Origin of the sequence: Cryobacterium glucosi, assembly GCF_004402235.1 — a bacterium.
GTDB classification, from domain to species: Bacteria; Actinomycetota; Actinomycetes; order Actinomycetales; family Microbacteriaceae; genus Cryobacterium; species Cryobacterium glucosi.
The window spans coordinates 162,316-185,437 of the sequence record NZ_SOFS01000018.1 but is presented as its reverse complement, the minus strand read 5'-3'; the positions used below and the strand labels follow the sequence as shown (position 1 = coordinate 185,437).

22 protein-coding genes are annotated in these 23,122 nt (G+C 68.8%); 7 read left to right on the top strand and 15 right to left on the bottom strand.

Features of this window, described 5'->3' with window-relative positions; translation table 11 throughout:
• The 9 genes from E3O46_RS08500 to E3O46_RS08460 all read right to left on the bottom strand — a co-directional run.
• Positions 1-892 (bottom strand): translation initiation factor IF-2 N-terminal domain-containing protein (locus E3O46_RS08500; protein ID WP_174775123.1); only part of this gene is annotated, 892 nt, incomplete at its 3' end.
• A 76-nt stretch (positions 893-968) separates the two neighbouring features.
• On the bottom strand, positions 969-1,226 hold the full coding sequence (locus E3O46_RS08495; RefSeq protein WP_134445863.1) for a YlxR family protein: 258 nt from the start codon (positions 1,224-1,226) through the stop codon (positions 969-971).
• 8 nt (positions 1,227-1,234) lie between these two features.
• The gene (gene nusA / locus E3O46_RS08490; RefSeq protein ID WP_134445864.1) at positions 1,235-2,245 is read right to left on the bottom strand and encodes a transcription termination factor NusA; all 1,011 of its coding nucleotides are present in this window, start codon (positions 2,243-2,245) and stop codon (positions 1,235-1,237) included.
• A gap of 135 nt (positions 2,246-2,380) precedes the next feature.
• The gene (locus E3O46_RS08485; RefSeq protein WP_134561518.1) at positions 2,381-4,144 is read right to left on the bottom strand and encodes a proline--tRNA ligase; all 1,764 of its coding nucleotides are present in this window, start codon (positions 4,142-4,144) and stop codon (positions 2,381-2,383) included.
• Positions 4,145-4,272: 128 nt separating this feature from the next.
• Positions 4,273-5,430, bottom strand: a complete 1,158-nt coding sequence (ispG, locus tag E3O46_RS08480) for a flavodoxin-dependent (E)-4-hydroxy-3-methylbut-2-enyl-diphosphate synthase (protein WP_174775122.1) — start codon at positions 5,428-5,430, stop codon at positions 4,273-4,275.
• Positions 5,431-5,593: 163 nt separating this feature from the next.
• Positions 5,594-5,962, bottom strand: coding sequence for an SHOCT domain-containing protein (locus tag E3O46_RS08475; RefSeq protein WP_241975396.1), 369 nt, complete (start codon positions 5,960-5,962; stop codon positions 5,594-5,596).
• Positions 5,963-6,094: 132 nt separating this feature from the next.
• The gene (locus tag E3O46_RS08470) at positions 6,095-6,754 is read right to left on the bottom strand and encodes a response regulator (protein ID WP_134561517.1); all 660 of its coding nucleotides are present in this window, start codon (positions 6,752-6,754) and stop codon (positions 6,095-6,097) included.
• The gene (locus E3O46_RS08465) at positions 6,751-8,022 is read right to left on the bottom strand and encodes a sensor histidine kinase (protein WP_198413641.1); all 1,272 of its coding nucleotides are present in this window, start codon (positions 8,020-8,022) and stop codon (positions 6,751-6,753) included. Before E3O46_RS08465 ends, E3O46_RS08470 begins: the two co-directional genes overlap by 4 nt.
• A 151-nt stretch (positions 8,023-8,173) precedes the next feature.
• The gene (locus E3O46_RS08460; RefSeq protein ID WP_198413642.1) at positions 8,174-9,583 is read right to left on the bottom strand and encodes a M50 family metallopeptidase; all 1,410 of its coding nucleotides are present in this window, start codon (positions 9,581-9,583) and stop codon (positions 8,174-8,176) included.
• A gap of 85 nt (positions 9,584-9,668) precedes the next feature.
• Between E3O46_RS08460 and E3O46_RS08455 the strand changes: the two genes are divergently transcribed.
• The 3 genes from E3O46_RS08455 to E3O46_RS08445 are packed head-to-tail and all read left to right on the top strand — an operon-like array spanning position 9,669 to position 12,485.
• A complete protein-coding gene (locus E3O46_RS08455; RefSeq protein WP_134445867.1) occupies positions 9,669-11,075 on the top strand; it encodes a serine/threonine-protein kinase in 1,407 nt (468 codons plus the stop codon).
• Complete coding sequence (locus tag E3O46_RS08450; protein ID WP_134559506.1) at positions 11,072-11,545, top strand: hypothetical protein; 474 nt, start codon at positions 11,072-11,074, stop codon at positions 11,543-11,545. Before E3O46_RS08455 ends, E3O46_RS08450 begins: the two co-directional genes overlap by 4 nt.
• A gap of 25 nt (positions 11,546-11,570) precedes the next feature.
• Entirely contained in the window at positions 11,571-12,485 is a 915-nt protein-coding gene (locus E3O46_RS08445; RefSeq protein WP_134445869.1) for an NAD-dependent epimerase/dehydratase family protein, read from the top strand.
• A 17-nt stretch (positions 12,486-12,502) separates the two neighbouring features.
• Here the strand turns inward: E3O46_RS08445 and dxr are convergent, their stop codons facing one another.
• Positions 12,503-13,591: a 1-deoxy-D-xylulose-5-phosphate reductoisomerase gene (gene dxr, locus E3O46_RS08440; protein ID WP_134445870.1), complete on the bottom strand. Its 1,089-nt coding sequence runs from the start codon at positions 13,589-13,591 to the stop codon at positions 12,503-12,505.
• A gap of 52 nt (positions 13,592-13,643) precedes the next feature.
• Here dxr and E3O46_RS08435 point away from each other — a divergent pair, with 52 nt between their 5' ends.
• Together E3O46_RS08435 and E3O46_RS08430 are read left to right on the top strand one after the other, a co-directional pair.
• Positions 13,644-14,450 (top strand): lysophospholipid acyltransferase family protein, encoded by an 807-nt coding sequence (locus tag E3O46_RS08435; protein WP_370294610.1) that lies wholly within the window; start codon positions 13,644-13,646, stop codon positions 14,448-14,450.
• A gap of 64 nt (positions 14,451-14,514) precedes the next feature.
• The gene (locus tag E3O46_RS08430; RefSeq protein ID WP_134445871.1) at positions 14,515-15,852 is read left to right on the top strand and encodes an aminotransferase class III-fold pyridoxal phosphate-dependent enzyme; all 1,338 of its coding nucleotides are present in this window, start codon (positions 14,515-14,517) and stop codon (positions 15,850-15,852) included.
• Between the two features lie 26 nt (positions 15,853-15,878).
• On the opposite strand, the gene E3O46_RS08425 is transcribed toward E3O46_RS08430, so the two are convergent.
• Positions 15,879-16,352, bottom strand: a complete 474-nt coding sequence (locus E3O46_RS08425) for an OsmC family protein (protein WP_134445872.1) — start codon at positions 16,350-16,352, stop codon at positions 15,879-15,881.
• A gap of 62 nt (positions 16,353-16,414) precedes the next feature.
• Between E3O46_RS08425 and gabT the strand changes: the two genes are divergently transcribed.
• A complete protein-coding gene (gabT, locus tag E3O46_RS08420) occupies positions 16,415-17,785 on the top strand; it encodes a 4-aminobutyrate--2-oxoglutarate transaminase (protein WP_134561516.1) in 1,371 nt (456 codons plus the stop codon).
• Entirely contained in the window at positions 17,785-18,819 is a 1,035-nt protein-coding gene (locus E3O46_RS08415) for an asparaginase (RefSeq protein ID WP_241975397.1), read from the top strand. Before gabT ends, E3O46_RS08415 begins: the two co-directional genes overlap by 1 nt.
• Positions 18,820-18,830: 11 nt before the next feature.
• Here E3O46_RS08415 and E3O46_RS08410 read toward each other — a convergent pair whose 3' ends face one another.
• The 4 genes from E3O46_RS08410 to E3O46_RS08395 are packed head-to-tail and all read right to left on the bottom strand — an operon-like array spanning position 18,831 to position 22,966.
• The gene (locus tag E3O46_RS08410; RefSeq protein WP_174774623.1) at positions 18,831-19,637 is read right to left on the bottom strand and encodes an ABC transporter permease; all 807 of its coding nucleotides are present in this window, start codon (positions 19,635-19,637) and stop codon (positions 18,831-18,833) included.
• On the bottom strand, positions 19,634-20,548 hold the full coding sequence (locus E3O46_RS08405) for an ABC transporter permease (protein ID WP_134445874.1): 915 nt from the start codon (positions 20,546-20,548) through the stop codon (positions 19,634-19,636). Before E3O46_RS08405 ends, E3O46_RS08410 begins: the two co-directional genes overlap by 4 nt.
• The gene (locus tag E3O46_RS08400) at positions 20,548-21,753 is read right to left on the bottom strand and encodes an ABC transporter ATP-binding protein (RefSeq protein ID WP_134445875.1); all 1,206 of its coding nucleotides are present in this window, start codon (positions 21,751-21,753) and stop codon (positions 20,548-20,550) included. Before E3O46_RS08400 ends, E3O46_RS08405 begins: the two co-directional genes overlap by 1 nt.
• A 1-nt stretch (position 21,754) precedes the next feature.
• The gene (locus E3O46_RS08395; RefSeq protein WP_134445876.1) at positions 21,755-22,966 is read right to left on the bottom strand and encodes an ABC transporter substrate-binding protein; all 1,212 of its coding nucleotides are present in this window, start codon (positions 22,964-22,966) and stop codon (positions 21,755-21,757) included.
• Positions 22,967-23,122: the final 156 nt, after the last annotated feature.

Sequence of the window (23,122 nt, the reverse complement as noted above, 5' to 3'; positions counted from 1 at the left end):
GACGCGGCGGGCCGAAGCCGGGGGCACCGGCGGGCGCGCCACCGGGGCGCTGGAAGGCGGGACGTGCTCCGCCGGCTCCGGCGCCGCCCGGACGCTGGAACGCGCCGGGACGCTGGCCGAAACCGGTCGGGCGCGGAGCCTGGCCGGGTCCGCCCGGACGCGGTGCGCCGGGTCGGGGTGCGGCGGGACGGGGGATGTTGCTCGGGGCCGTCGAGGACGGCGGGCGCTGGCCCATGCCCTGTGCGCTCGCGAACGGGTTGTTGCCCGGACGCGGCGTGGGGGTCTTGCCCATGCCCTGGTTGCTGGCGAAGGGGTTGTTGCCCGGACGTGCCGACGGCGGGCGCGGAACGCTCGCGCCGGGCTTGGCGCCCGTGGACGGACCACGGTCGGACTTGGCCGCCGGGGTGGCCGTCTTCGGGGCGGTCGGGTCTGCTGCGGCAGCCTGTTCGGCAGCCTTCTCGATGCTCGCGGACTTCTCAGCAGCTGCGGCCTTTTCGACGGCGACCGTCTGGCGCTCTGCGACGGTGAGGGGCGCGACGGGATGCGGTGCGGCATCCGCTGCGGGGGCTTCGACGGGCGCGGCAGGAGCCGCACTCGGGCGTGCACCCGGCTTGACCGCGAGGCGGGCCGGTGAGGGCCGCGCGCCGGGCTTGACGCCTGTGGGGGCACCCGGCGTTGCGCCGGCACCCGGGGTGGTTGACGGGGCAGTGGTTCCGGCGCCGGAAGCGGCGTCGGCCAGCAGAGCCGCGCGCAGACGACGGGCTACCGGGGGTTCAACACTGCTGGACGGGCCCTTGACGAACTCGCCCATCTCTTTCAGTTTCGCAAGGGCTACCTTGCTGTCGACATTGAGCTCGCTAGCGATCTCATGTACGCGTGGTTTCGCAGCCACAATTCTCCAATTCCGGGTCTGCACCCGGAAAGGGGCAGACCGTTAGTAACGGACGGGTCTCATTTCGAGCCGCTCATTAGTTGTCCATTAGCCAGTTCAGCCTGTTCTCTAGTTGTTTCGCGTCCAGAGGACTGGTCACGCGAAGGGCACGCCCGAAAGCGCGTCGCCGCAGTGCGTCTTGGAAGCATTCGATGCTGGGATGCAGCCACGCGCCTCGACCGGGCAGAGTGGCGGTTTGATCCACCACGAGTTCCGAGTCTCGGGCTACGAACCTCTGTAAAGAGGCACGCGGAGCGCGCGAACGGCATCCAATGCACGTTCTAACGGGTTCCATCGTACCCCCTATTCCGTGTCCTCCAGGATGCTGTCCGGCTGGATGTCGATTTTGGCACCCGTCAGCTTGGCGGCCAGACGGGCATTCTGGCCCTCCTTGCCGATCGCGAGCGAGAGCTGGTAGTCGGGAACGAGGGCGCGAACGGCCTTGATCGACTGGTCGATCACGTAGGCGCTCGTCACCTTAGCCGGCGACAGGGCGCTCGCGACGAACGTCGCGAGGTCCGGCGAGTAGTCGACGATGTCGATCTTCTCGTTGTTGAGCTCAGCCGTCACGGCCCGGACGCGCTGGCCCAGTTCGCCGATGCAGGCGCCCTTGGCGTTGACGCCGGGCTCGGTCGCGCGCACGGCCATCTTGGTGCGGTGGCCGGCCTCGCGGGCGAGGGAGACGATCTCGACGACACCGCTCGCGATCTCGGGGACCTCGAGGGCGAACAGGCGCCGGACGAGGGACGGGTGGGTGCGCGACACGGTGATCTGCGGCCCCTTGAGGCCCTTGCCGACGGCCGTGACGTAGACCCGGATCCGGGCTCCGTGCACGTAGGTCTCGCCGGGGACCTGTTCTTCCGGCGGAAGGATCGCTTCGATCGTGCCGAGGTCGACGTGGATCATCCGCGGGTTCGGGCCCTGCTGGATGACGCCGGCGACGATCTCGCCCTCGCGTCCCTTGAATTCTCCGAGCACCGCGTCATCGGCCAGGTCGCGGAGACGCTGGTTGATGACCTGCTTCGCGGCGAAGGCCGCGATCCGGCCGAAGTCGGTCGGGTTGTTGATCGCTTCGCCGATGACGTTGCCGTCGTCGTCGAGCTCTGGTACAAAAATGTCGACATGGCCGGACTTGCGGTCGAGGACGACACGCGCTTCCGGCTCTTCTTCGACGGCCTGCTTCGTTGTCTCACCCTGGTGGGTGTGCTTGACGTATGCCGTCAAGATCGCCTGCTCGATGATCTGCACGAGTTCCTCGAAGGGAATCTCTTTCTCGCGCTCCAACTGCCGCAACACGCTGAGGTCGATGTCCATGGCCGGCCTCCTCTATTCAGATTCTGCCGCCGCGAAACTGCGCAGCGGGCTGGTATCTACGGTACCCGACGGAACAGGCGCCCGTCACCCCGAAGGGGACGGGCGCCTGTTCCAGACGGACTTTCTGGGCGGTTCTCAGGCGAAGTGCGCCCCGAGGTTGTCCACAGCGCACTGGATGCGCTCTCCCGAGCTGCGGTCCCAGAGCTCGACGATGCCGTCGACGGCTCCGCGTCCGACGATCACGATCTGCGGGACCCCGATCAGTTCGGCGTCGCCGAACTTGACGCCGGGCGAGACCTTGCGGCGGTCGTCGTAGATGACCTCCCGCCCGGTCGCCTCGAGGGTCGCGGCCACCGCGGCCGCGGTCTCGAAGACGATCTCGTCGCGCCCTGCCGCGATCACGTGCACGTCGAACGGGGCGACCGACACCGGCCAGATCAGGCCCTTCGGATCGTTGTTGAGCTCCGCGAGGAGGGCGAGGATGCGGGTGACCCCGATCCCGTACGAACCCATCGTGACCGTGACGAGCTTTCCGTTCTCGTCGAGAACCTTGAGTCCGAGCGCTTCGGCGTACTTCCGGCCGAGCTGGAAGACGTGGCCGATCTCGACGCCGCGGGCAAGCTCGACAGGGCCGGAGCCGTCGGGCGCCGGGTCGCCGGCGCGAACGTTCGCGACCTCCGCGGTTCCGTCGGCGGCGAAGTCGCGCCCGGCGACGAGGCCGAAGACGTGACGACCGTTCTCGTTCGCTCCGGTGATCCACGCGGTGCCGTCGACGACGCGGGCGTCGACGAGATAACGGATGCCGGTGGCCGATTTCTCGCCGAGCACTGCACCGGCCAGGGCCCACGGTCCGATGTAGCCCGTGACGAGACCCGGGTGCTTGGCGAGGTCGCCTGCGTTCGCCGCTTCGACCTCTGCGGGGGCGAAGGCGACCTCGGCGCGCTTGAGGTCGACGTCGCGGTCACCCGGAACGCCGACGATGACGAGGTCGCGGGTGCCGTCGAGGTTGGTCAGGGCGAGCACGATGTTCTTGAGGGTGTCCGCTGCGGTCCACTCCCTGCCGTCGGTGCGCGGGTGGTTCGCGTTCGCGCTGTCGACGAGGGTCTGGATGGTAGGGGTGTCCGGGGTGTCGTGCACCTCGGCGGCCGGAAGCGCCGTCCAGTCGATGACGGGAGGGACCAGGGTCGTGAATGCCTCGACGTTGGCTGCGTACCCGCCGGCCGAACGCACGAAGGTGTCTTCGCCGATGGGGGTGGGGTGCAGGAACTCTTCGCTCCGGGATCCGCCCATCGCGCCGGCATCCGCCTTGACGATGACGTACTCGAGGCCGAGACGGGTGAAGATGCGCTCGTAGGCGTCGCGCTGGGCCTGGTAGCTCAGGTCGAGGCCGGCGTCGGTGTAGTCGAAGGAGTACGCGTCCTTCATCGTGAACTCGCGGCCGCGGAGGAGGCCGGCGCGGGGACGGGCCTCGTCGCGGTACTTGTCCTGGATCTGGTAGATCGACAGGGGCAGGTCCTTGTAGCTGTTGTAGAGGTCCTTGACGAGCAGCGTGAAGACCTCCTCGTGGGTCGGCGCGAGCAGGAGGTCGCTTCCCTTGCGGTCCTGGAGGCGGAAGAGGCCCTCGCCGTACTCGTCCCAGCGGCCGGTGACCTCGTAGGGTTCGCGCGGGAGCAGGGCGGGGAAGTGCACCTCGAAGGCGCCGGCCTCGGCCATCTCCTCGCGGACGATGGTCTCGATCTTGTTCTTGACGCGGAGGCCGATCGGGAGCCAGGCGAAGATGCCGGGGGCCTGGCGGCGGATGTAACCGGCCCGGACGAGGAGTCGGTGACTGGTGACCTCGGCATCCGAGGGGTCTTCGCGAAGGGTACGGAGGAAATAAGACGACAGACGTGTAGGCACCCCCCTACTTTACGGCGCGCGCCGGACACGACTGTTGCCGTTGCGGACAACCGTGGCCGGCAGAGCAGGCTCAGTTGTCCGCAACGGCAACAGTTTCCGCGGGAATGCGGCGGTTGCGGCGGGTCGCGCTACCGCGAGATGGTGACCACGGGGGCGCCGAGGGAGTCCTCGGACGGCGGCATCTCTGCGGCGAGGCGGTTGGCCTCCTCGATTAGGGTCGCGACGATCTCGGACTCCGGCACGGTCTTGATGACCTCGCCGCGCACGAAGATCTGGCCCTTGCCGTTGCCGGATGCGACGCCGAGGTCGGCGTCGCGGGCCTCGCCCGGTCCGTTGACGACGCAGCCCATCACGGCGACGCGCAAAGGAACGGTCATGCCCTCGAGGCCGTCGGTGACGTCGTTCGCGAGCTTGTAGACATCCACCTGGGCGCGGCCGCAACTCGGGCAGGAGACGATCTCGAGCTTGCGTTCGCGGAGGTTGAGCGACTGGAGGATCTGCAGGCCGACCTTGACCTCTTCGGCGGGAGGGGCGCTGAGCGACACGCGGATGGTGTCGCCGATGCCCTCGCCGAGCAGGATGCCGAAGGCCGTCGCGCTCTTGATGGTGCCCTGGAAGGAGGGGCCGGCCTCGGTGACACCCAGGTGCAGGGGCCAGTCGCCGCGCTCGGCGAGGAGGCGGTACGCCTTGACCATGATCACGGGGTCGTTGTGCTTGACCGAGATCTTGAAGTCGTGGAAGTCGTGTTCCTCGAAGAGGCTCGCCTCCCAGATGGCGCTCTCGACGAGCGCCTCAGGGGTGGCCTTGCCGTACTTCTGCATGATGCTCGGCTCGAGGGAGCCGGCGTTGACGCCGATCCGGATCGAGACGCCGGCGGCCTTGGCCGCCGCCGCGATCTTGCCGACCTGGTCGTCGAACTTGCGGATGTTGCCCGGGTTGACCCGCACGCCGGCGCAGCCCGCGTCGATCGCCGCGAACACGTAACTCGGCTGGAAGTGGATGTCCGCGATCACGGGGATCTGGCTCTTCTTCGCGATGATCGGCAGGGCCTCTGCGTCGTCACGGCTCGGGACGGCGACACGCACGATATCGCATCCGCTCGCCGTGAGTTCGGCGATCTGCTGCAGGGTGCCGTTGATGTTGGTGGTCGGGGTCGTCGTCATCGACTGGACGCTCACACGGGCGTCACCGCCGACGAGGACCTTGCCGACCTTGATCTGCCGGCTCTTGCGCCGGGGAGCGAGGATTTCAGGTACTTTGGGCATTCCCAAATTGATTGCAGCCACGCGAATATCTTAGGTGCCCTGACTGGGCGGATGCCCGGCCCAGGCGATTTCTGCACCGGGCCGGCCGTTGCGCGCCGGCTCCGCCGCTACGCGACAGGCGTGCCTGCAGCAAAGCGGCGCAAGTGGCGCGCTCGCCCGGAGGAGCCGGGAACCGGTCGCGCCGCTACTGGGGCGGGAGTGGGGCGCCGGGAGTGGGGTCCGCGCGGTTGGCGCGGAGCACCTCGAGGCGGGCCCGATACTCGACCTCGTCGATGTCGCCCTGGGCGAAGCGCTCGGCGAGGGTCTTCTCGGCGCTGCGGGTGCCGTCGGCCTGCCCGGCCTGGGCCGCCTGCCACGCCTGCCAGCCGGGGTGGCCGGAGAATCCGGGTCCGCCGTGACGACGCCAGCGCCTGCCGAGGATCGCGAACAGGGCGACCACGAGGAGCAGGCCGAAGAAGGGGATCAGGAAGAACAACCAGACCGGCCCGCCGCCCCAGCCGGGGCCGTAGCCCATATGGGTGGCGAACCCGGTGAGAACCGCTGTCGAAAGCATGGTGAGTCCAATCTGTGTGAGGACCCCCTGCGGGGCCTCGGTGGGGAAGAACCGATGATCCGATTCTTTCCGGCCCCGCTCGCCGGGGCATCGGCCCGGAGGAGGCACTTGGACTACTCCCCGGGGTGCAGGTCACCAGCCGTCGCTGACGAGGCCCGTCTCGTAGGCAAGGATCACGAGTTGCACACGGTCGCGCGCGGCGAGCTTCGACATGATCCGCGACACGTGCGTCTTCGCGGTGAGCGGGCTCAGGAATAGCCGAACGCCGATTTCGGTGTTCGTGAGCCCCCGGCCGACGAGCGCGAGCACCTCGCGCTCCCGGTCCGTGAGCACGGCCAGCGCCGCCGGATCGCTCGGGCGCCGCAGCCCGGTCTCGAGCCGGGTGAGCAGTCGCCGGGTCACGCCGGGCGAAAGCAGCGCGTCCCCCGCCGCCGCGACGCGCACGGCCCGGATCAGTTCGGTCGGTTCGGTGTCCTTGACGAGGAAGCCGCTCGCGCCCGCCCGGATCGCCTGGACGACGTACTCGTCAAGCTCGAAGGTCGTCACGATCACGATGTGCGTTCCCCCGAGCTCGGGGTTGCCGACGATCTGCTCTGTCGCCCAGAGGCCGTCGCCGCCGGGCATCCGGATGTCCATCAGCACGACGTCTGGCCGGAGCCGGGTGACCTGCTCGACGGCTTCCGTCCCCGTCGCGGCGTCTGCGACGACCTCGAGATCCGGTTCGGACTCGAGCAGCGAACGGAAGCCGGCCCGGATCAGCTGCTGGTCGTCTGCGATCACGACGCGGATCACCGGCTCCTCCGCAGGGGCAGGCGCGCCTCGACGAGGAACCCGCCCGGCGAGGGTCGTTCGACCCGCAGGCTCCCGCCGAGGAGTTCCGCACGTTCGCGCATACCGAGCAGGCCGCCGCCGGGAACGATGGCCGGGTCGAGCGGCTCTGTCGAGCCCTCGTCGGTCACGGTGAGCACGGCGTCACCGTCGTCGAGCTCGAGCCGGACGGTCGCGGAGAGCGTCTGCGAGTGCCGCAGCACGTTGGTGAGTGCCTCCTGGCAGATCCGGTAGAGCGCGAGCTGGGTGGCGGCGGTCGTGGCCTCCGTCACGGGCGCCAGTTGCCCGACCAGCCAGACGTGCAGCCCCTGGGCGCTGTACGAGTCGATCAGGGCGGGAAGCCGGGACAGGTCGGGCTCGGGGGTGAGCGGCACGGCTCCCCCGGCACGCTCACCGGTCTCCCCCTCGGCGTCCGCGCGCAGGATGCCGAGCACCGTGCGCACCTCGTCGAGCGCGTTCTTGCTCGTGAGCTTGATGTTCGCGAGGGCCTCTGCCGCCTTGGCGGGCTGGCTGTCGATGAGGTGCAGCCCGACTCCGGCCTGCACGTTGATCAGGGACAGCGAATGTGCGAGCACGTCGTGGAGTTCGCGCGCGATGCGCACCCGCTCGCGCTGTTCCGCGGACTGGCGGCGGGCATCCGCTCGGCGGCGCAGCTCGCGCATCTGCTCGCGCCGGGTGCGTACCGTCTCTCCGATCGCGCAGAGCACGGCGAGGGCGACGGTCGTGAGCGCGACACGGGCGGGCTGAAGCGGCACTCCGAGCGTCCCGGCGAGCGCGATCGTCGCCGTCCAGGCCAGGGCGACGGATGCGTAGACCCAGACCCGCGCGCCGCGCACGATCCCGAGCACGATCGCGAAACCCAGGGCGACGTAGGGCAGGCCGACGTCCGGGCGGAGCAGGATGAGCGCGCCGGCCGCCGCAGCGCACACGGCTGCGACAGGGCCAGGGAAACGGCGTGCGCCGAGGAGGGCGATCGGGCCGATCAGGGCGAGGGCGACCGCGAGGAACCAGCCGGGCCGGGGCGCGCCGAGCTCACCACCGAGGTCGTGGCCGGCATGGCCGAAGTCGCGGCCGTAGCGGGCGAGCAGCACGGTGGCGGGCACCTGGACCAGGAACGAGAAGATCGCGGGGAAGAGCACGCGGCCCGCGCGGGGCATCCGGCTGCCTGGGCCGCCGGGAAGAGAGCGCTCATGGTCGAACCACGGCGCGTCGGTATCCCAGTGTGGCGGCATATTCCGATGCTACGTGCCGGAACGACCCGCGGCATCCGCCCCCGGGAGTACGTGCCCGTGCGCGTTCAGGCCCTGGGCGGCCCCTGTGTGTGACCGTTCCGGTCGGGAGTGACCCGCGGAAAGGTCACTCTCGACCGGAAAGGTGCCGGGCTCAGCCGAAGAGGTTGATCGGCTTGACGATGTCGGCGTAGATGAGCAGGAGGCTCATGCCGCCGAGCAGGATGACGACCGCGAAGGTGATCGGCATCAGCCTGGCCATGTCGACGGGGCCGGGATCCTTGCGCTTGAAGAGCTTCGCGACCCGGCGGCGCAGGCCCTCCCAGAGTGCGCCGGCGACGTGGCCTCCGTCGAGCGGCATCAGCGGGATCAGGTTGAACACGAAGAGGGCAACGTTGAGGGAGGCGAGCAGGCCGATCAGGCTCGCGGCCTTGCTCGCGACGGGGATGGTGTTGATGCTCGCGATCTCGCCGGCGACGCGGCCGACCCCGACGACGCTGATCGGACCGTTCGGGTCGCGCTCGCCGGGACCGAACGCGGCGTTGACGATGTCGACCATCCGCTGCGGGAGGTTCAGGATCATGTGCACGACGGCGCCGACGTTGTCGCCGACGGCGGGCAGCACGGCCGTGGCGGGCTGCTGGACGAGTTCGCCTGCCGGGCCGATGCCGACGAAGCCGACTTCCTGCGTGATGGCCTTACCGTCGGCATCCGTGGTGACCTTCCCCGCGGCGTCGAGAACGTACCGTTCGGTCAGTTTGGGGGTGATCGTGAGAGTCACGTCGGTTCCGGCGCGGTCGACGACGACGGCGAGCGGGGTGCCGGGCGAGCTGCGGATGATCCCGGTCGACTGGTCCCAGCTCGTGATCGCGGTGCCACCGATGCTCACGAGGCGATCGCCGGGCTGCAGGCCCGCCGCCGCGCCCGGGGACTTCTCGTCGGTCGCGGCACAGGTCGTCTGGGTGCTCGTCGCGGGGAGCACGCACGCGGACACACTGCCGACCGTTGTGCTCGCCTGCGCGGTGCCGAAGCCCATCAGGAGGACCGCGAAGAGCACGACCGCGATCAGCAGGTTCATGGTGGGCCCGCCGAGCATGATGATGATGCGCTTCCACACCGCCAGGCGGTAGAAGGCGCGGTGTTCCTCGCCGGCGCCGATCGTGTCGGCGCTCGACTGCCGGGCATCTTCGACAAGGCTCGTCAGGGCCCCCGGCTTCTTCGCGCTCGGGTCCTGGGCTGTCGGGTCCTGGGCAGGAGCGCCTTCCTGCACAAGCTGGTTGAAGAAGCCCGTGCTGTTCGGGTGCGGCTTCTCCCCGGGTTTCGCGGGCGGGAACATGCCGATCATCGAGATATAGCCACCGAGGGGAATGGCCTTCACGCCGTATTCCGTCTCGCCCTTGCGGCGCGACCAGAGCGTGGGGCCGAAGCCGATCATGTACTGGGTGACCTTGACGCCGAACGCCTTCGCCGGCAGCAGGTGGCCGATTTCGTGCAGGCCGATGGACAGGGCGAGTCCGACGACGACGATCACGACGCCCAATATGTACAGCAGCACGGTTTCCACAGTCGTAGATTACCCACCCGAAGCTGACAGGCCGCTGGCGGTTCGCTATGCGGGGTGTGGTTTGCTTGGGGGGTACCGAACCCGAATGGAGTTTCCCCTGCCTTCGCTTTCCTCCGGCGGTCCCCGCCCCGTTGACGGCCTCATCGGCGTCAGCCTCGCTGACCGCTTCCGGATCGACCGCCTGATCGGCGTCGGCGGGATGGCCGTCGTCTATGAGGCGACCGACCTCGCCCTCGGACGCACCGTCGCGGTCAAGCTCTTCCGGCTCGACACGACGGACGACGCGGGTTCGGAACGGCAGAGCGGCGAAGTCGCCGTGCTGGCGAGCCTCAACCACTTCGCCCTCGTCACGCTCTTCGACGCAGGCACCGCGGTCGTCGACGGGACCGCGCGCACCTTCATCGTGATGGAGCTCGTCGACGGAACCGACCTCCGAACGAGGATCGCCGCCGGCCCGATGCCGCGCTCGGAGGTCGCAACGCTCGGCGCAGACCTCGCCGAAGCGCTGCACTACGTGCACGAACGCGGGATCATCCACCGCGACATCAAGCCGGCGAACGTGCTGCTCGCCGCCTCCGGGTTCCCCGGACGCGCGTCGCACGCCAAGCTCGCCGACTTCGGCATCGCCCGCCTCGTCGACGCGACCCGCCTCACGGCGACCGGCACCTTCCTCGGCACGGCCGGCTATCTCAGCCCCGAACAGGCGCTCGGCACGACGATCGGAGCGCCGAGCGACGTCTACTCGCTCGGTCTCGTGCTGCTCGAATGCCTCACCGGCGAGCGGGCATACCCGGGAACGGCGATCGAGTCCGCGATGGCGCGGTTGCAGCGCGACCCGGAGATCTCCCCGACCTTCGGTCGGGCCTGGGCAGACGTGCTCGGCGGCATGACCCGCCGCGAACCGGACGAGCGGCTCAGACCGGCGGATGCCGCGGTGCGGCTGCGACTGCTGGCGCAGTCCGAGGCGGCGGCGGAAACCATCGCTGGAACGACGGAGGCGACAGTGTCACCCGATGCCGGCGCGACGACGGAGGCGTACACCCCGGCGAGCGTCCTCCCGGCGGCGGATGCCCCGACGCAGGCGCTGGACCCGACGGCGGCCTATGCGGCGACACGCGCCTTCGCGCCGGCGGATACCCCGACCCGGGTCCTTCCCGGCGAGTCCACCGTCTTCGCCAGTGCCGGGTTCACTGCCGAGACGGTTTCCTTCGGTGCTGGGGAGCCACGACAGGCGGCCGGGGCGCCGGCCGCATCCGCTCGCCCACCCCGGTCGACGGCCTGGCCTCGCGTGCTCACAGGCAGGACCGGTCTCGCCGTGCTCGCCGTCGCTGCGGTCGCCCTGATCACGATCGTCGTGCTCGGCTTCACGCTGCGCCCCGCTGCGCAGGCGGATGCCCCGGCCGGTCCGTCCACGAGCACCACGGCATACCCCGACGTCGCCGGAACCCTCGGCGACCACCTGCGACAGCTCCAGGAAAGCGTGGCACCGTGAGCATCGGCATGCGCACCAGGACCGGCACCGGCGCCAACGGCATCCGCGGCCGCCTCGCCGCGCTCGTGGGCGGCGCACTGCTCGTGGCCGCCGCCCTCACGGGGTGCGCCTCCGACAGCTCCCCCGTTCAGCCGTCGACGGCGACCCAGTTGCAGTCCGGCGTGCTCTCGGTGACGGAGGCCGCTGCGGCAGGCGACTACCCGGGCGCCTCTGCCGCCCTCGACGCCGTGCAGGCCGACCTGCTCACGGCGGCCGCGACCGGCCAGGTCACGGGGACCCGCGCGACAGAGATCCAGGCTGCGATCGACAGTGTGACCGCAGACCTCGCCGCGCTCGAGGAGGCGGCCAGGCTCAGTTCCGCTCCTCCGTCCGCCGTCCCGGTCCCGGCTCCTTCCGTTGACAGCGGCAACGACAAGGGCAACGGTAAGAAGGACAAGTGCAATCCGAAAAAGGACAACTGCGACGGGTGACCCTCGTCATGGGCCGGAAGGACATATGACTCACCATCTTGTAGTCGGGGCCGGCCTGATCGGCCGTCCCGTCGCCGAACGGCTCGCGGCGCGCGGGGACACCGTCACGATCGCGACGCGCTCAGGCTCAGCAGCGGCCGGCGCGACCCCGCTGGTACTCGACGCGAGCGACCCGGACGCTTTCTCCGCCGCGGCGGCAGGGGCCTCGACGATCTTCCTCTGCACGAACCCGCCATACACGGACTGGGCCGCGCAGTGGCCGCCGATCATCGGCGCGGCGATCACAGCCGCCGCGGCGAGTGGCGCCTCCCTCGTTGTGATGGGGAACCTCTACCCCTACGGCACACCGCGCGGCGCGATGACCGAGCACACGCCGGAGACGACGACCGAGCGCAAGGGCCTGGTTCGCAGGGAGGGGTGGCGCCGGGTGCGTGCGGCGCACGAGGCCGGGCAGATCCGGGCGGTCGAGGTGCGCGCGAGCGACTACTTCGGGCCGGGAGCGACCGGTACCGCGCACCTCGGCACGGACTTCTTCACCGCGATCCTGGCTTCGAAGACCGCGCGCGTCGTGGGCAGGCCCGAGCTCCCGCACAGCTGGAGCTACCTGCCCGACATCGTTTCGACCCTGATCGCCGCCGCGGACTACGCCGGGGACTGGGGCCGGATCTGGCACGTGCCGAGTGCGTCGGCCAGCCGCGTGGAGATCGCGGCCGAGCTGAACGAACGCTACGACTGCGCGGGCTCGGTCTCCGGCTACCCACAGTGGGTGCTGCGCAGCATCGGCCTGGCCAACCCCCTGATGCGTGAGGTCTACGCCTCGAGCTACCAGTTCACGTCGCCGTTCATCATCGACTCTGCGGAGACCGAACGCGAGCTCGGCGTCGTCGCCACCCCGTGGCTCGACGCGCTCACCACGACGGCGGACAGCTACCGCGCCTGACCCCGGGCCGCCGGGGGTTATGCAGATCGGGCGAGGAGCTTGTCTGCGGCGGCGCGCGCCCAGGTCTCTGCTGCCGCGAGGGACTCCCGGGTGAGCGGGCCGTCCTGCTCGTGGGTCTCGACGACCCGCTGGATGGTGTCCACGATGTCGAGGAATCCGATCCTGCCGGCGTGGAACGCGGCGACGGCCTGCTCATTGGCCGCGTTGAACACGGCCGGGTATGTGCCACCGGCACGGCCGACCTGCTTCGCGAGCGCGACGGCCGGGAACGCAACGGTGTCGAGCGGTTCGAAGGTCCAGGTCTGCGGCTTCGTCCAATCGAGGGGAACACCGACGGCGGCGACCCGGTTCGGCCAGTCGAGGCCGAGCGAGATCGGCAGGCGCATGTCGGGCGGCGAGGCCTGGGCGATCGTCGAGCCGTCGATGAACTCGACCATCGAGTGCACGATCGACTGCGGGTGCACGGCGACGTCAATGTCTTCGTAGGCGACATCGAAAAGCAGGTGAGCCTCGATGATCTCGAGGCCCTTGTTCACGAGGGTCGACGAGTTCGTCGTGACGACGAGCCCCATGTCCCAGGTCGGGTGCGCGAGCGCCTGGGCGGGGGTGACGGCCCGCATCTCCTCGCGGGTGCGGCCCCGGAACGGGCCACCGGATGCCGTCAGCACGAGCCGGGACACCTCACGTGCCGTCCCCGAGCGCAACGCCTGCGCGATCGCGGAATGCTCAGAGTCGACCGGCACGATCTGCCCGGGTGCGGCGAGCGCCGTGACGAGGTCGCCGCCCACGATGAGGGATTCCTTGTTCGCGAGGGCGAGGGTGCGCCCGGCCCTGAGCGCCGCGAGGGTCGGACCGAGCCCCACGGAGCCCGTGATGCCGTTGAGCACGACGTCGGCGTCGACATCCGTCACGAGCTGTTCGGATTCGTCGGCGCCGAGCGCGGTGTCGTCGACCTGGAATTCCTCGGCCTGTTGCGCGAGCATCTCCCGGTTGGCGCCTGCCGAGAGTCCGACCACTTCGAACCGGGTGGGATTCGCCCGGATCACATCGAGGGCCTGGGTTCCGATCGAGCCGGTGGACCCGAGAATTACTACTCGTCTGCGCATTCCCTCATGCTAGCTTTCGTGGTACCGGGTGTCACGGCGGTAGGGTCGAGCAGTGACCGGAGCCAAGGACGAACCCCAGGAACCCCTTATCCAGGAGCCCGACGAGGTCGCGGAGACCGCCTCGGATCTCCCCAGGACCCGTCGTCCCGGATTCGTCTACTACCTGAGTTACGGCGTCATGGCGCCGATCGCCCGGATCATCTTCCGGCCCGTCATCACGGGGACCGAGAACATCCCCCGCTCCGGCCGGGTCATCATCGCGAGCAACCACCTCTCCTTCATCGACAGCATGGTCATCCCGCTCGTGACGCCGCGTCGGGTGCAGTACCTTGCGAAGTCGACGTACTTCACCGGGACGGGAATCAAGGGCTATCTCACCCGAACCTGGTTCGAGTCGATCGGTGCTGTCGGGATCGAACGCGGCGCGGGCCAGGCCGCACAGGACGCGCTCGACGCGGGCCGCAGCATCCTCGAGTCGGACAGCGCCTTCGCCATCTACCCAGAGGGCACCCGCTCCCTCGACGGACGGCTCTACAAGGGGCGCACCGGCGTCGCCTGGCTCGCCCTCACGACGGGTGCCGTCGTCGTGCCGGTCGGCCTGATCGGCACCCAGGAGATCCAGCCCGTCGGCACCCGGATCCCGCGGGTGCGGAAGATCACCGTGAACTTCGGCGAACCGATCGACGTGAGCCGCCACGGGCCCGCGACCTCAGGCCGGGCCAGGCGCCAGGCCACCGACGAGATCATGGCCGCGATCCACCAGCTCTCCGGCCAGGAGCTCGCCGGGCGGTACAACGAATCACCCCGCCCCGGGCTGCACGGGCTCGCAGACAAGGTCTTCCCGCGAGAACGCGTCTAGCCGGGTTCAGCAGCTACCGGCGCGCGGAAACACCGGGGAAATCGCCGCAAACTAAGCTGGACCCATGTCTGCTTCGTACTCGGTCCCCCAAAAACGTAAACTCGTCACCGCCCTGCCGGGCCCCAAGTCCATTGAACTGCAGGAACGCCGGGTCAACTCGGTGTCCCGCGGAGCCGGCACGCTCGTCAACATCTACATGGACCACGGAGCCGGCGCGATCCTCGTCGACGTCGACGGCAACCAGATCATCGACATGGGCTGCGGCATCGGAGTCACCACGATCGGGCACGCGAACGCCGAGGTCGCGGAGGCCGCTGCCGCGCAGGCCGCGAAGCTGACCCACACCCTCTTCACCGTCACGCCGTACGAGAACTACGTCGCCGTCGCCGAGAAGCTCGCGGAGATCACCCCCGGTGACTTCCCGAAGAAGTCGATCCTGGTCAACACCGGTGCCGAGGCCGTCGAGAACGCGGTCAAGATCGCCCGCAAGTTCACCGGGCGCCGCGCCATCGTCGCGCTCGACCATGCCTTCCACGGCCGCACCAACCTGACCATGACGATGACGTACCGGCCCTGGCCGGAACGCGCCGGCATGGGCCCGTTCCCCGGCGAGATCTACAGCGTCCCGACGAGCTACCCGTACCGCGACGGCCTGACCGGCGAGGAAGCCGCCGAGAAGACGATCGACTACATCACGACCCACATCGGCGCCACCGAGATCGCGGCGTTCTTCGTCGAGCCGATCCAGGGCGATGGCGGCATCGTCATCCCCGCCCCCGGCTACTTCAAGCGGATCAGCGAGTTCTGCACCGAGAACGGCATCGTCTTCGTCTCCGACGAGATCCAGGCCGGCATCGCCCGCACCGGCGTCTGGTACGCGATCGAGCACCACGGCGTCGTCCCTGACCTCGTCACCACGGCAAAGGGCATCGCGGGCGGCTTCCCGCTCGCCGCCGTCACCGGTCGCGCCGACATCATGGATGCCGTCCAGCCCGGCGGCATCGGCGGGACCTTCGGCGGCAACCCGGTTTCGACCGCGGCAGCGCTCAAGGTGCTCGAGATCATCGAACGCGACGACCTGCTCGGCGAAGCCAGGCGCGTCGAGAAGGCCCTCTGGGCCCGCATCGGCGACTGGGCCGAGAAGTTCTCCGTCGTCGGCGAGGTGCGCGGCAAGGGCGCCATGTTCGGCGTCGAGCTGGTGCACCCCGGAACGACCACGCCGTACCCCGAGGCGCTCACCGCGATCCTCAAGCACGCGACCTCGCACGGCGTGATCGTGCTCGATGCCGGCAGCTGGGACTCCGTGCTGCGGATCATGCCCTCCGTCGTCATCTCCGAGGAACTCATCGACGACGCGGCATCCGTCATCGAGGAAACCCTCCGCGCCCTCTCCGGCGTGTGAACCTCGCCCGTTCCCTGGCCCGAGGGTCAGGGAACGGCGACGGTTTCGGGTTCGTGGCGCACCGGGAAGTTCACGGAAGCTGCGATGAAGCACTCCCGGGCCGCCTCGGCGTGCAGCGAGTGAGCGAGCTCCACCTGGCCGGGATCGGCCACCGTGACCCGCGGACGCAGCATAGCCTCGGTGAAGTGACCGCCGCCATCCCTCGTCTGTACCATCGTGCCGGTCGCGTCGTCGGTGTAGCCGACCACGACGACACCGTTCCGCGCGGCCACGTGCAGGTAGGACAGCATGTGGCACTGGCTCAGGGCCGCGAGCAGTAGTTCCTCGGGGTTCCAGCGGTCGGCATCACCGTGGAACGTTCGGTCAGACGACCCCTCGAGCGGATGCTTGCCCTCCGCCGAAACCACATGGTCGCGACCGTACGCCCGGTAGTCGCTCGTTCCCGTTCCGCGGTTGCCCGTCCAGGCCACCCGCACGTCGTAGTGGTGCTCGATTTTCATTCCCCGATTCTCTCAGGGCGCTACCCCAACCGGGAAACGACACTGGGTAAACTGGACGCATCATGACTGACACGCTGACGCCCTCGACCCCCACGTCCACTGCTCCCTCGGTCACGCAGGAGCGACGCATCGTCACGGCCGTCCCGGGCCCGCTTTCGGTCGAACTGCAGAAGCGCCGCCTCGCGACGGTGTCCGGCGGCGTCGGCTCCGCTCTCCCGGTGTACATCGTGAAGGCCCACGGTGCCATCGTCGTCGACGTCGACGGCAACCAGTTCATCGACCTCGGCGCCGGCATCGGCGTCACGACGATCGGCCACACCGAGGCGAGCGTCGTCGCCGCCGCGGTCGGGCAGGCAGAGGACTTCATCCACACCCTCTTCACGGTCACGCCGTACGAGGAATACGTGCGCGTCTGCGAGCTCCTCGCCGAGCACACCCCTGGTGATTTCGCCAAGAAGTCGGTGCTGATCAACTCGGGTGCAGAAGCCGTGGAGAACGGCGTGAAGATCGCCCGCAAGTTCACCGGCCGCCGCGCCGTCGCCGTGCTCGACCACGCGTACCACGGCCGCACCGTGCTCACGATGGCGATGAACTACAAGGCCATGCCGTATGCGACCGGCTACGGCCCGCTCGCGAGCGACGTCTACCACGTGCCGAGCTCCTACCCCTATCACGACGGCCTCAGCGGGGCGGATGCCGCGGCACGCACGATCGCCTACCTCGACAAGGTCATCGGCGCGTCCGACCTGGCCTGCCTCGTGGTCGAACCGATCCAGGGCGAAGGCGGCTTCATGGTCGCCGCAGAGGGGTACTTCACCGCCCTGCAGGAGTGGTGCACCGCCAACGGCGTCGTCATGATCGCCGACGAGATCCAGAGCGGCATGGCCCGCACCGGCGCATACTACGCGAGCGAGCACTTCGGCTGGGTCCCCGACCTCGTACTGACGGCCAAGGGCATCGCCGGCGGCTTCCCCCTCGCGGCGGTCACGGGACGCGCCGAGATCATGGACGCTTCCCAGACCGGCGGCCTCGGCGGCACCTTCGGCGGCAACCCGGTCTCCTGCGCGGCCGCGATCGCCGTCTTCCAGGCCATCGAGAAGAACAACCTCCTCGCGGAGGGACAGCGGATCGAGAAGACCCTTCGTGCGGGCCTCGGGAAGCTGCAGGACAAGTACGACATCATCGGGGACATCCGTGGTCGTGGCGCGATGATCGCGATCGAGCTCGTGCAGCCGGGCACCGGGGCGACGACCAAGGTCGCCAACGCCGCCGCGGTCAACTCGATCTCCGCATACGCCGCCCAGCACGGCGTTCTGCTGCTGACAGCAGGCACCTACGGCAACGTGCTCCGCTTCCTGCCGAGTCTCGCCGTCACCGACGTCCTGCTCCTCGATGCCCTCTCGGTCATCGACGACGCGATCGCCGCGCTCTAGTGTCGTTCGCGGACACAATCGGGCACACCCAGCTCCCGCACCCCGTGCAGACCTTCGCCGTGACGGATGCCGTCGAACTCGCCGTCGTCGAACGCAGCGGCTTCGTCGAATCGAGGCACGCCGGTTCCGCCGTCGTGCTCACGGCTGAGGGCGCCGTGCTCCGCTCCCTCGGCGACGTGACGAGTCCGGTCTTCCCTCGCTCATCGATGAAGCCGTTCCAGGCCGTCGCCGTGATGGCGAGCGGCGTCACCCTGCGCGGCGAGGACGCCGCGATCGCGACGGCGAGCCACACCGGCACCCAGCGGCACGCCGACCTCGTGCGCGGCCTGCTCTCCCGGGCCGGAATCCCGGAGACCGCGCTCGCCTGCCCGCCGGCCTGGCCGATCGACCACGCCACCCGCGACGCGCTCGTGCGCCTCGGCGCCGGCCAGGCCCCCATCTACATGGAGTGCTCGGGCAAGCACGCGGCGATGCTCGTGGCGTGCGTGCAGAACGAGTGGCCGCTGACCGGCTATCTCGAGCCGGAGCATCCGCTGCAGAAACGCATTCTCGATGTCGTCGAACGCTTCACCGGCGAACGCCCGGCCGCCTCGGGTGTCGACGGCTGCGGCGCGCCCGTGCACGCGCTCTCCCTCGCCGGGCTGGCGCGCGGTATCGGCCGGATCGCCTCGTCCAAGTCGAACTCGCCGTTCGCGATCTACCGCGAAGCCGGCTTCCTCTCCGAGGCCGTTCGCCAGAACGGCTGGGTCGTCGCGGGCCCCGGCAAGTCGGACACCCTCGTGATCGATCGGCTCGGCCTGTTCGTGAAGGGCGGCGCTGAAGGCATCATGGTCGCGGCCGCCCCGAACGGAACGACGGTCGCCCTCAAGATCCTGGACGGCAGCCTGCGCGCGGCGACGCTCGTGGCTCTCAACCTGCTCGCCGACGCCGGCGCGATCGCACACACGGATGTCGAGGCGCTGCTTCCCGACCTCGGCCTCGCCGTGTACGGCGGCGGCCACCCGGTCGGGCGCATTCACGCGAGCTACCGCTGACGACTCACCCACTACCCCTGCCGGGCGAGCCGTTTCGCCCGTGCCGCGGAGGACACCTGCGCTGTGACGACGACGACGAGCGCGAAGATGAAGACGGCGGAGGCGATCACGTTCGCCTCGGCCGGGATGCCGCGGGCCGCTGAGATGTAGATGTACTTCGGGAAGGTCGTCACCGCGCCCGAGTTGAAGTTCGTGATGATGAAGTCGTCGAAGCTCAGCGCAAAGGACAGCAGGGCGGCGGCGAGGATGCCGGGGACCAGCAGCGGGAGCGTCACCCTGAGGAAGACCTGGGTCGACGAGCCGTAGAGGTCCCGCCCGGCCTCCTCGAGCGCGGGGTCGAGGCTCGCGACGCGGGCCTTGACGGTCACGACGACGAAGCTGATGCAGAACATCGTGTGCGCGAGGATGATCGTGGTCATGTCCTTGGCGACGCCGAGCGACAGGAACTGCGCGGCGAGTCCCGCGCCGAGCACGACCTCGGGGGTGGCCATCGGCAGGAACAGCAGGAGACTCGTCGCCGAGCGGAACCGGAACCGGTAGCGCACGATGGCGATCGCGATCATGGTGCCCATCACGGTCGCAAGCACGGTCGCGACCGAGCCGATCACGAGGCTGTTTCCGAACGCCTCGCAGACCGCGCCGTTCTGCACGGCGCAGACGTTGAGCCACTTGTCGAAGGTGAACCCGCGCCAGGTGATGTTCGACTTCAGCGAATCGTTGAACGAGAAGACGAACGTGTAGGCGATCGGAACCATCAGGAACAGCAGGGCGAGGGCGGAGTAGACCGGCAGCAGCCATCTGCCGAGGGAGATTTTCACAGCAGTTCCTCCGTGCCCGCGCGCTTGACGTAGATTCCGACGATCACGAGAATCACGCTCATCAGGATGATCGAGAGCGCCGCGGCCGCCGGGTAGTTCAACAGGACCAGGAAGTTGGCCTCGATCACGTTGCCGATCATCTGGCTGTCCGGTCCGCCCAGGAAGTCGCGACTCGCGTTGACATAGTCGCCGGCGGCGGGGATGAAGGTCAGCAGGGTGCCCGCGACGATCCCTGGCATCGACAATGGAATCGTCACCTTGCGGAACACCTCGAACGGGTGCGCGTACAGGTCGCTCGCCGCCTCGAGGTAGCGCAGGTCGAGCCGCTCCAGAGTCGTGTAGAGCGGAAGTGTCATGAACGGGATGAAATTGTAGGTCAACCCGAAGATGACGGCGATCGGGGTCCCGGTGAGGTGGGCATCCGGTGCCAGCAGCGAGACGGCCTTGAGGCTCGTCACGACGAAGGACTCGTCGGAGAGGAGCTGCTTCCAGGCCAGGGTGCGCAGCAGAAAGCTGATGAAGAACGGGGCGATCACGAGCACGAGCATCAGGCTCTGCAGCAGCGGCCAGCGCCGCGCGGTCACACCGATGAAGTACGCGAGCGGGTAGCTGAACAGCAGGGCGAGCACCGTCGCGGCGAGGGCGAAGGCGAAGGACCGCACGATGTGCGGCCAGTAATCGGTGACGACGTCGACGTAGTTCTGCCAGTTGAACGCGTAGGTGTACTGGCCGATGTCCCCGAATTCCGCAGGGGCCTGGAACGAGGTGATCAGGAGCGAGACGAGCGGGGTCAGGAAGAACAGAACGAGATAGAGGATGCCGGGCAACAGCAACAGGATGGCGACCCGGCTGCGTCGCCGCGGGGCCGGGTCTGCCTGCGCAGTCGTGGTGGCGAAGGCCGCGAACGCCACTAGGCCTCCTCGAGCTCCGTGACGAGGGACTCGCGGCGCTGCGCCGCGATGCTCCGGGTGTCGGTGTCCGCGGCGAACCGGGGCCCGGCTCCCGGAACGGGTTCATCTTCGAGGCCGAAGCCGTGCTCGACGTGCCAGTCGAGCCAGACCTCGTCGCCGACATCCGCCACCGGGCCGAAGGCCATGTTCTGGGCGAAGACGATCAGGGTGCCGATGTACGGCACGGCGACGAGATACTGGGTGCTCACGCCGCTGAATGACACGTCGATCACCCGGCCGGGACCCATGACATTGCGGTCGGCGGCCTCGACGGGCGCCTTGCGATGCAGCCACATCTTCTCCGGCCGGACGCCGATCGTGACCTCGCCGGCGTGGCGGTGCGCCCGGTCGGCGGGGACCAGTACCCGGTGCCCGGCGATGTCGACGGTGATCGAGGTGCTCGTGCTGCCGATGACGGGCCCGGTGAAGAGGTTCGACTGGCCGAGGAAGTTCGCGACGAACGCCGTCTTCGGCAGCTCGTAGAGCAGCTCGGGCGCGCCCATCTGTTCGATCCGGCCCTTGTTCATCACCGCGATGGTGTCGGCCATGGTCATGGCCTCCTCCTGGTCGTGGGTGACATGCAGGAAGGTGAGGCCGACTTCCTCCTGGATGGTTTTGAGTTCGAGCTGCATCTGGCGGCGCAGCTTGAGGTCGAGGGCGCCGAGCGGTTCGTCGAGCAACAGGAGTGCCGGCTTGTTCACGATCGCCCTGGCGAGGGCGACCCGCTGCTGCTGCCCGCCGGACAGCTGCTGTGGCTTGCGCGCGGCGAGGTGGTCGAGCTCGACGAGCCGGAGCGCCTCGTGCGCCTTGCCGACCGGGTCGGCGATCTTCCGGCGGCGGAGTCCGAAGGCGACGTTTTCGAGGACCGTCATGTGCGGGAAGAGCGCATAGCTCTGGAACACCGTGTTGACCGGGCGCTGGAAGGCCTTCTGCTGCGTGACATCCGCCCCGCCGATCAGGATGCTGCCGGCGGTCGGCTCCTCGAGGCCGGCGACGAGCCGGAGCGTCGTGGTCTTGCCACAGCCGGACGGGCCGAGCAGGGCGAAGAAGGAGCCGGCCGGGATCGAGAGATCGAGGTGTTCGATGGCCGTGAAGCCGGGGAAACGCTTCTGGATTCCGACCAGTTCGAGGTCGGCACCCGAATCGGCGAAGGTGCCGGATGCCACCCTAGGCTCCCAGCAGGATCGACTGGAAGTCGGCGCCGTACTTCTGTTCCTCTGTCCCGTCGAGGGTGCGGAACACGTGCGCCTTCGCGAGGGTCGAGGCGTCAGGGAAGATCAGCTGGTTGTTCGCGAGCTCGGGGTCGATCGCCATCGCGGCTTCCTTCGCACCGGCGACGGGGGTGATGTAGTTCACGTACGCGGCGACCTCTGCGGCGACCTCTGGCTCGTAGTAGTAGTTGATCAGCTTTTCGACGTTCTTCTTGCGCGGGGACCCGATCGGAACGATGAAGTTGTCGTTCCAGAGCGTTCCGCCCTTCTCGGGCACGGCGAAGCCCCACTTGTCGCCGTTTTCGGCGTTGAGCTGCACGATGTCGCCCGACCAGACGATGGCGGCGAGGGTGTCCTCGTTGACGAGGTCTTCCTTGTAGGAGTTGCCCTTGATGTTGCGGACCTGGCCGTTGGCGACCTGCTTCTTGAACTCGTCGATCGCGGCGCCGAATTCGGAGTCGCCCCACTTCCCGGAGATGTCGACGCCCTGGTCGAGCATGATCAGGCCCATCGTGTCCCGCATCTCGGAGAGGACGCCGATGCGGCCCTTGAGGCTCGGGTCCCACAGCTCGGAGACCGAGGTGAAGCCGTTGGGGAGCTTTTCCTTGTTCCAGGCGATCCCGGCGAAGCCGCCCTGCCACGGCACGCTCATCGCGCGACCCGGGTCGAAGTCGACGTCCTTGAGGGACGGGAGCAGGTTGCTCAGGTTGGGGATGTTCGCGTGGTCGAGGCCCTGGGTGTAACCGAAGCGGATCAGCCGGCCCACCATCCAGTCGGTGAGGCACGCGACATCGGCGCCGATGTCTTTGCCGAGGGCGAGCTGGTCCTTGACCTTGCCGTAGTAGGTGTTGTTGTCGTCGACGGCTTCCGTGTACGCGACCTTGATGCCGGTTTCGGCGGTGAACGCCGCAAGCGTGGGGTAGCTGCCGGCGTCGTCTACATCGATGTAGAGCGCCCAGTTGTCCCAGCGGATGGTTTTGTCTGAATCGGAGACGTCGGCGGCCGCGGAGGGCTTGGCTGCTCCACCGGTGGAGCACGCAGCAAGGGCGAGGGCCGCGGCCCCGGCGCCCGCTCCGGCGAGCAGGGTGCGACGACCCAGGGTGGCATGCTGGGCCTGGCGGACGAGCTGGCGGATCATCGGGTCGGCGGGCAACGGCCTCGGCATCATGTCTGGGGTCTCCTTGCGTTTCAGCGAGCGAACACCCACACGACGACGGGTGAGTTGCTAGATACTCGCACAGCGCGGGCCGTTAGTCACGGCTGAGTGACCAAATCATCGATTACGTAACGCACTTGTCACGAAATCAGTGGTCTCGGCGTCGTT

What these genes read in the sequence shown, in the direction of transcription:
- E3O46_RS08495 (WP_134445863.1), bottom strand. Translation starts at nt 1,226, where the DNA reads ATGGAACCCGTTAGAACGTGCATTGGATGCCGTTCGCGCGCTCCGCGT.
- nusA (WP_134445864.1), bottom strand. Translation starts at nt 2,245, where the DNA reads ATGGACATCGACCTCAGCGTGTTGCGGCAGTTGGAGCGCGAGAAAGAG.
- E3O46_RS08475 (WP_241975396.1), bottom strand. Translation starts at nt 5,962, where the DNA reads ATGCTTTCGACAGCGGTTCTCACCGGGTTCGCCACCCATATGGGCTAC.
- E3O46_RS08465 (WP_198413641.1), bottom strand. Translation starts at nt 8,022, where the DNA reads ATGCCGCCACACTGGGATACCGACGCGCCGTGGTTCGACCATGAGCGC.
- E3O46_RS08455 (WP_134445867.1), top strand. Translation starts at nt 9,669, where the DNA reads ATGGAGTTTCCCCTGCCTTCGCTTTCCTCCGGCGGTCCCCGCCCCGTT.
- E3O46_RS08445 (WP_134445869.1), top strand. Translation starts at nt 11,571, where the DNA reads ATGACTCACCATCTTGTAGTCGGGGCCGGCCTGATCGGCCGTCCCGTC.
- dxr (WP_134445870.1), bottom strand. Translation starts at nt 13,591, where the DNA reads ATGCGCAGACGAGTAGTAATTCTCGGGTCCACCGGCTCGATCGGAACC.
- E3O46_RS08430 (WP_134445871.1), top strand. Translation starts at nt 14,515, where the DNA reads ATGTCTGCTTCGTACTCGGTCCCCCAAAAACGTAAACTCGTCACCGCC.
- E3O46_RS08425 (WP_134445872.1), bottom strand. Translation starts at nt 16,352, where the DNA reads ATGAAAATCGAGCACCACTACGACGTGCGGGTGGCCTGGACGGGCAAC.
- gabT (WP_134561516.1), top strand. Translation starts at nt 16,415, where the DNA reads ATGACTGACACGCTGACGCCCTCGACCCCCACGTCCACTGCTCCCTCG.
- E3O46_RS08395 (WP_134445876.1), bottom strand. Translation starts at nt 22,966, where the DNA reads ATGATGCCGAGGCCGTTGCCCGCCGACCCGATGATCCGCCAGCTCGTC.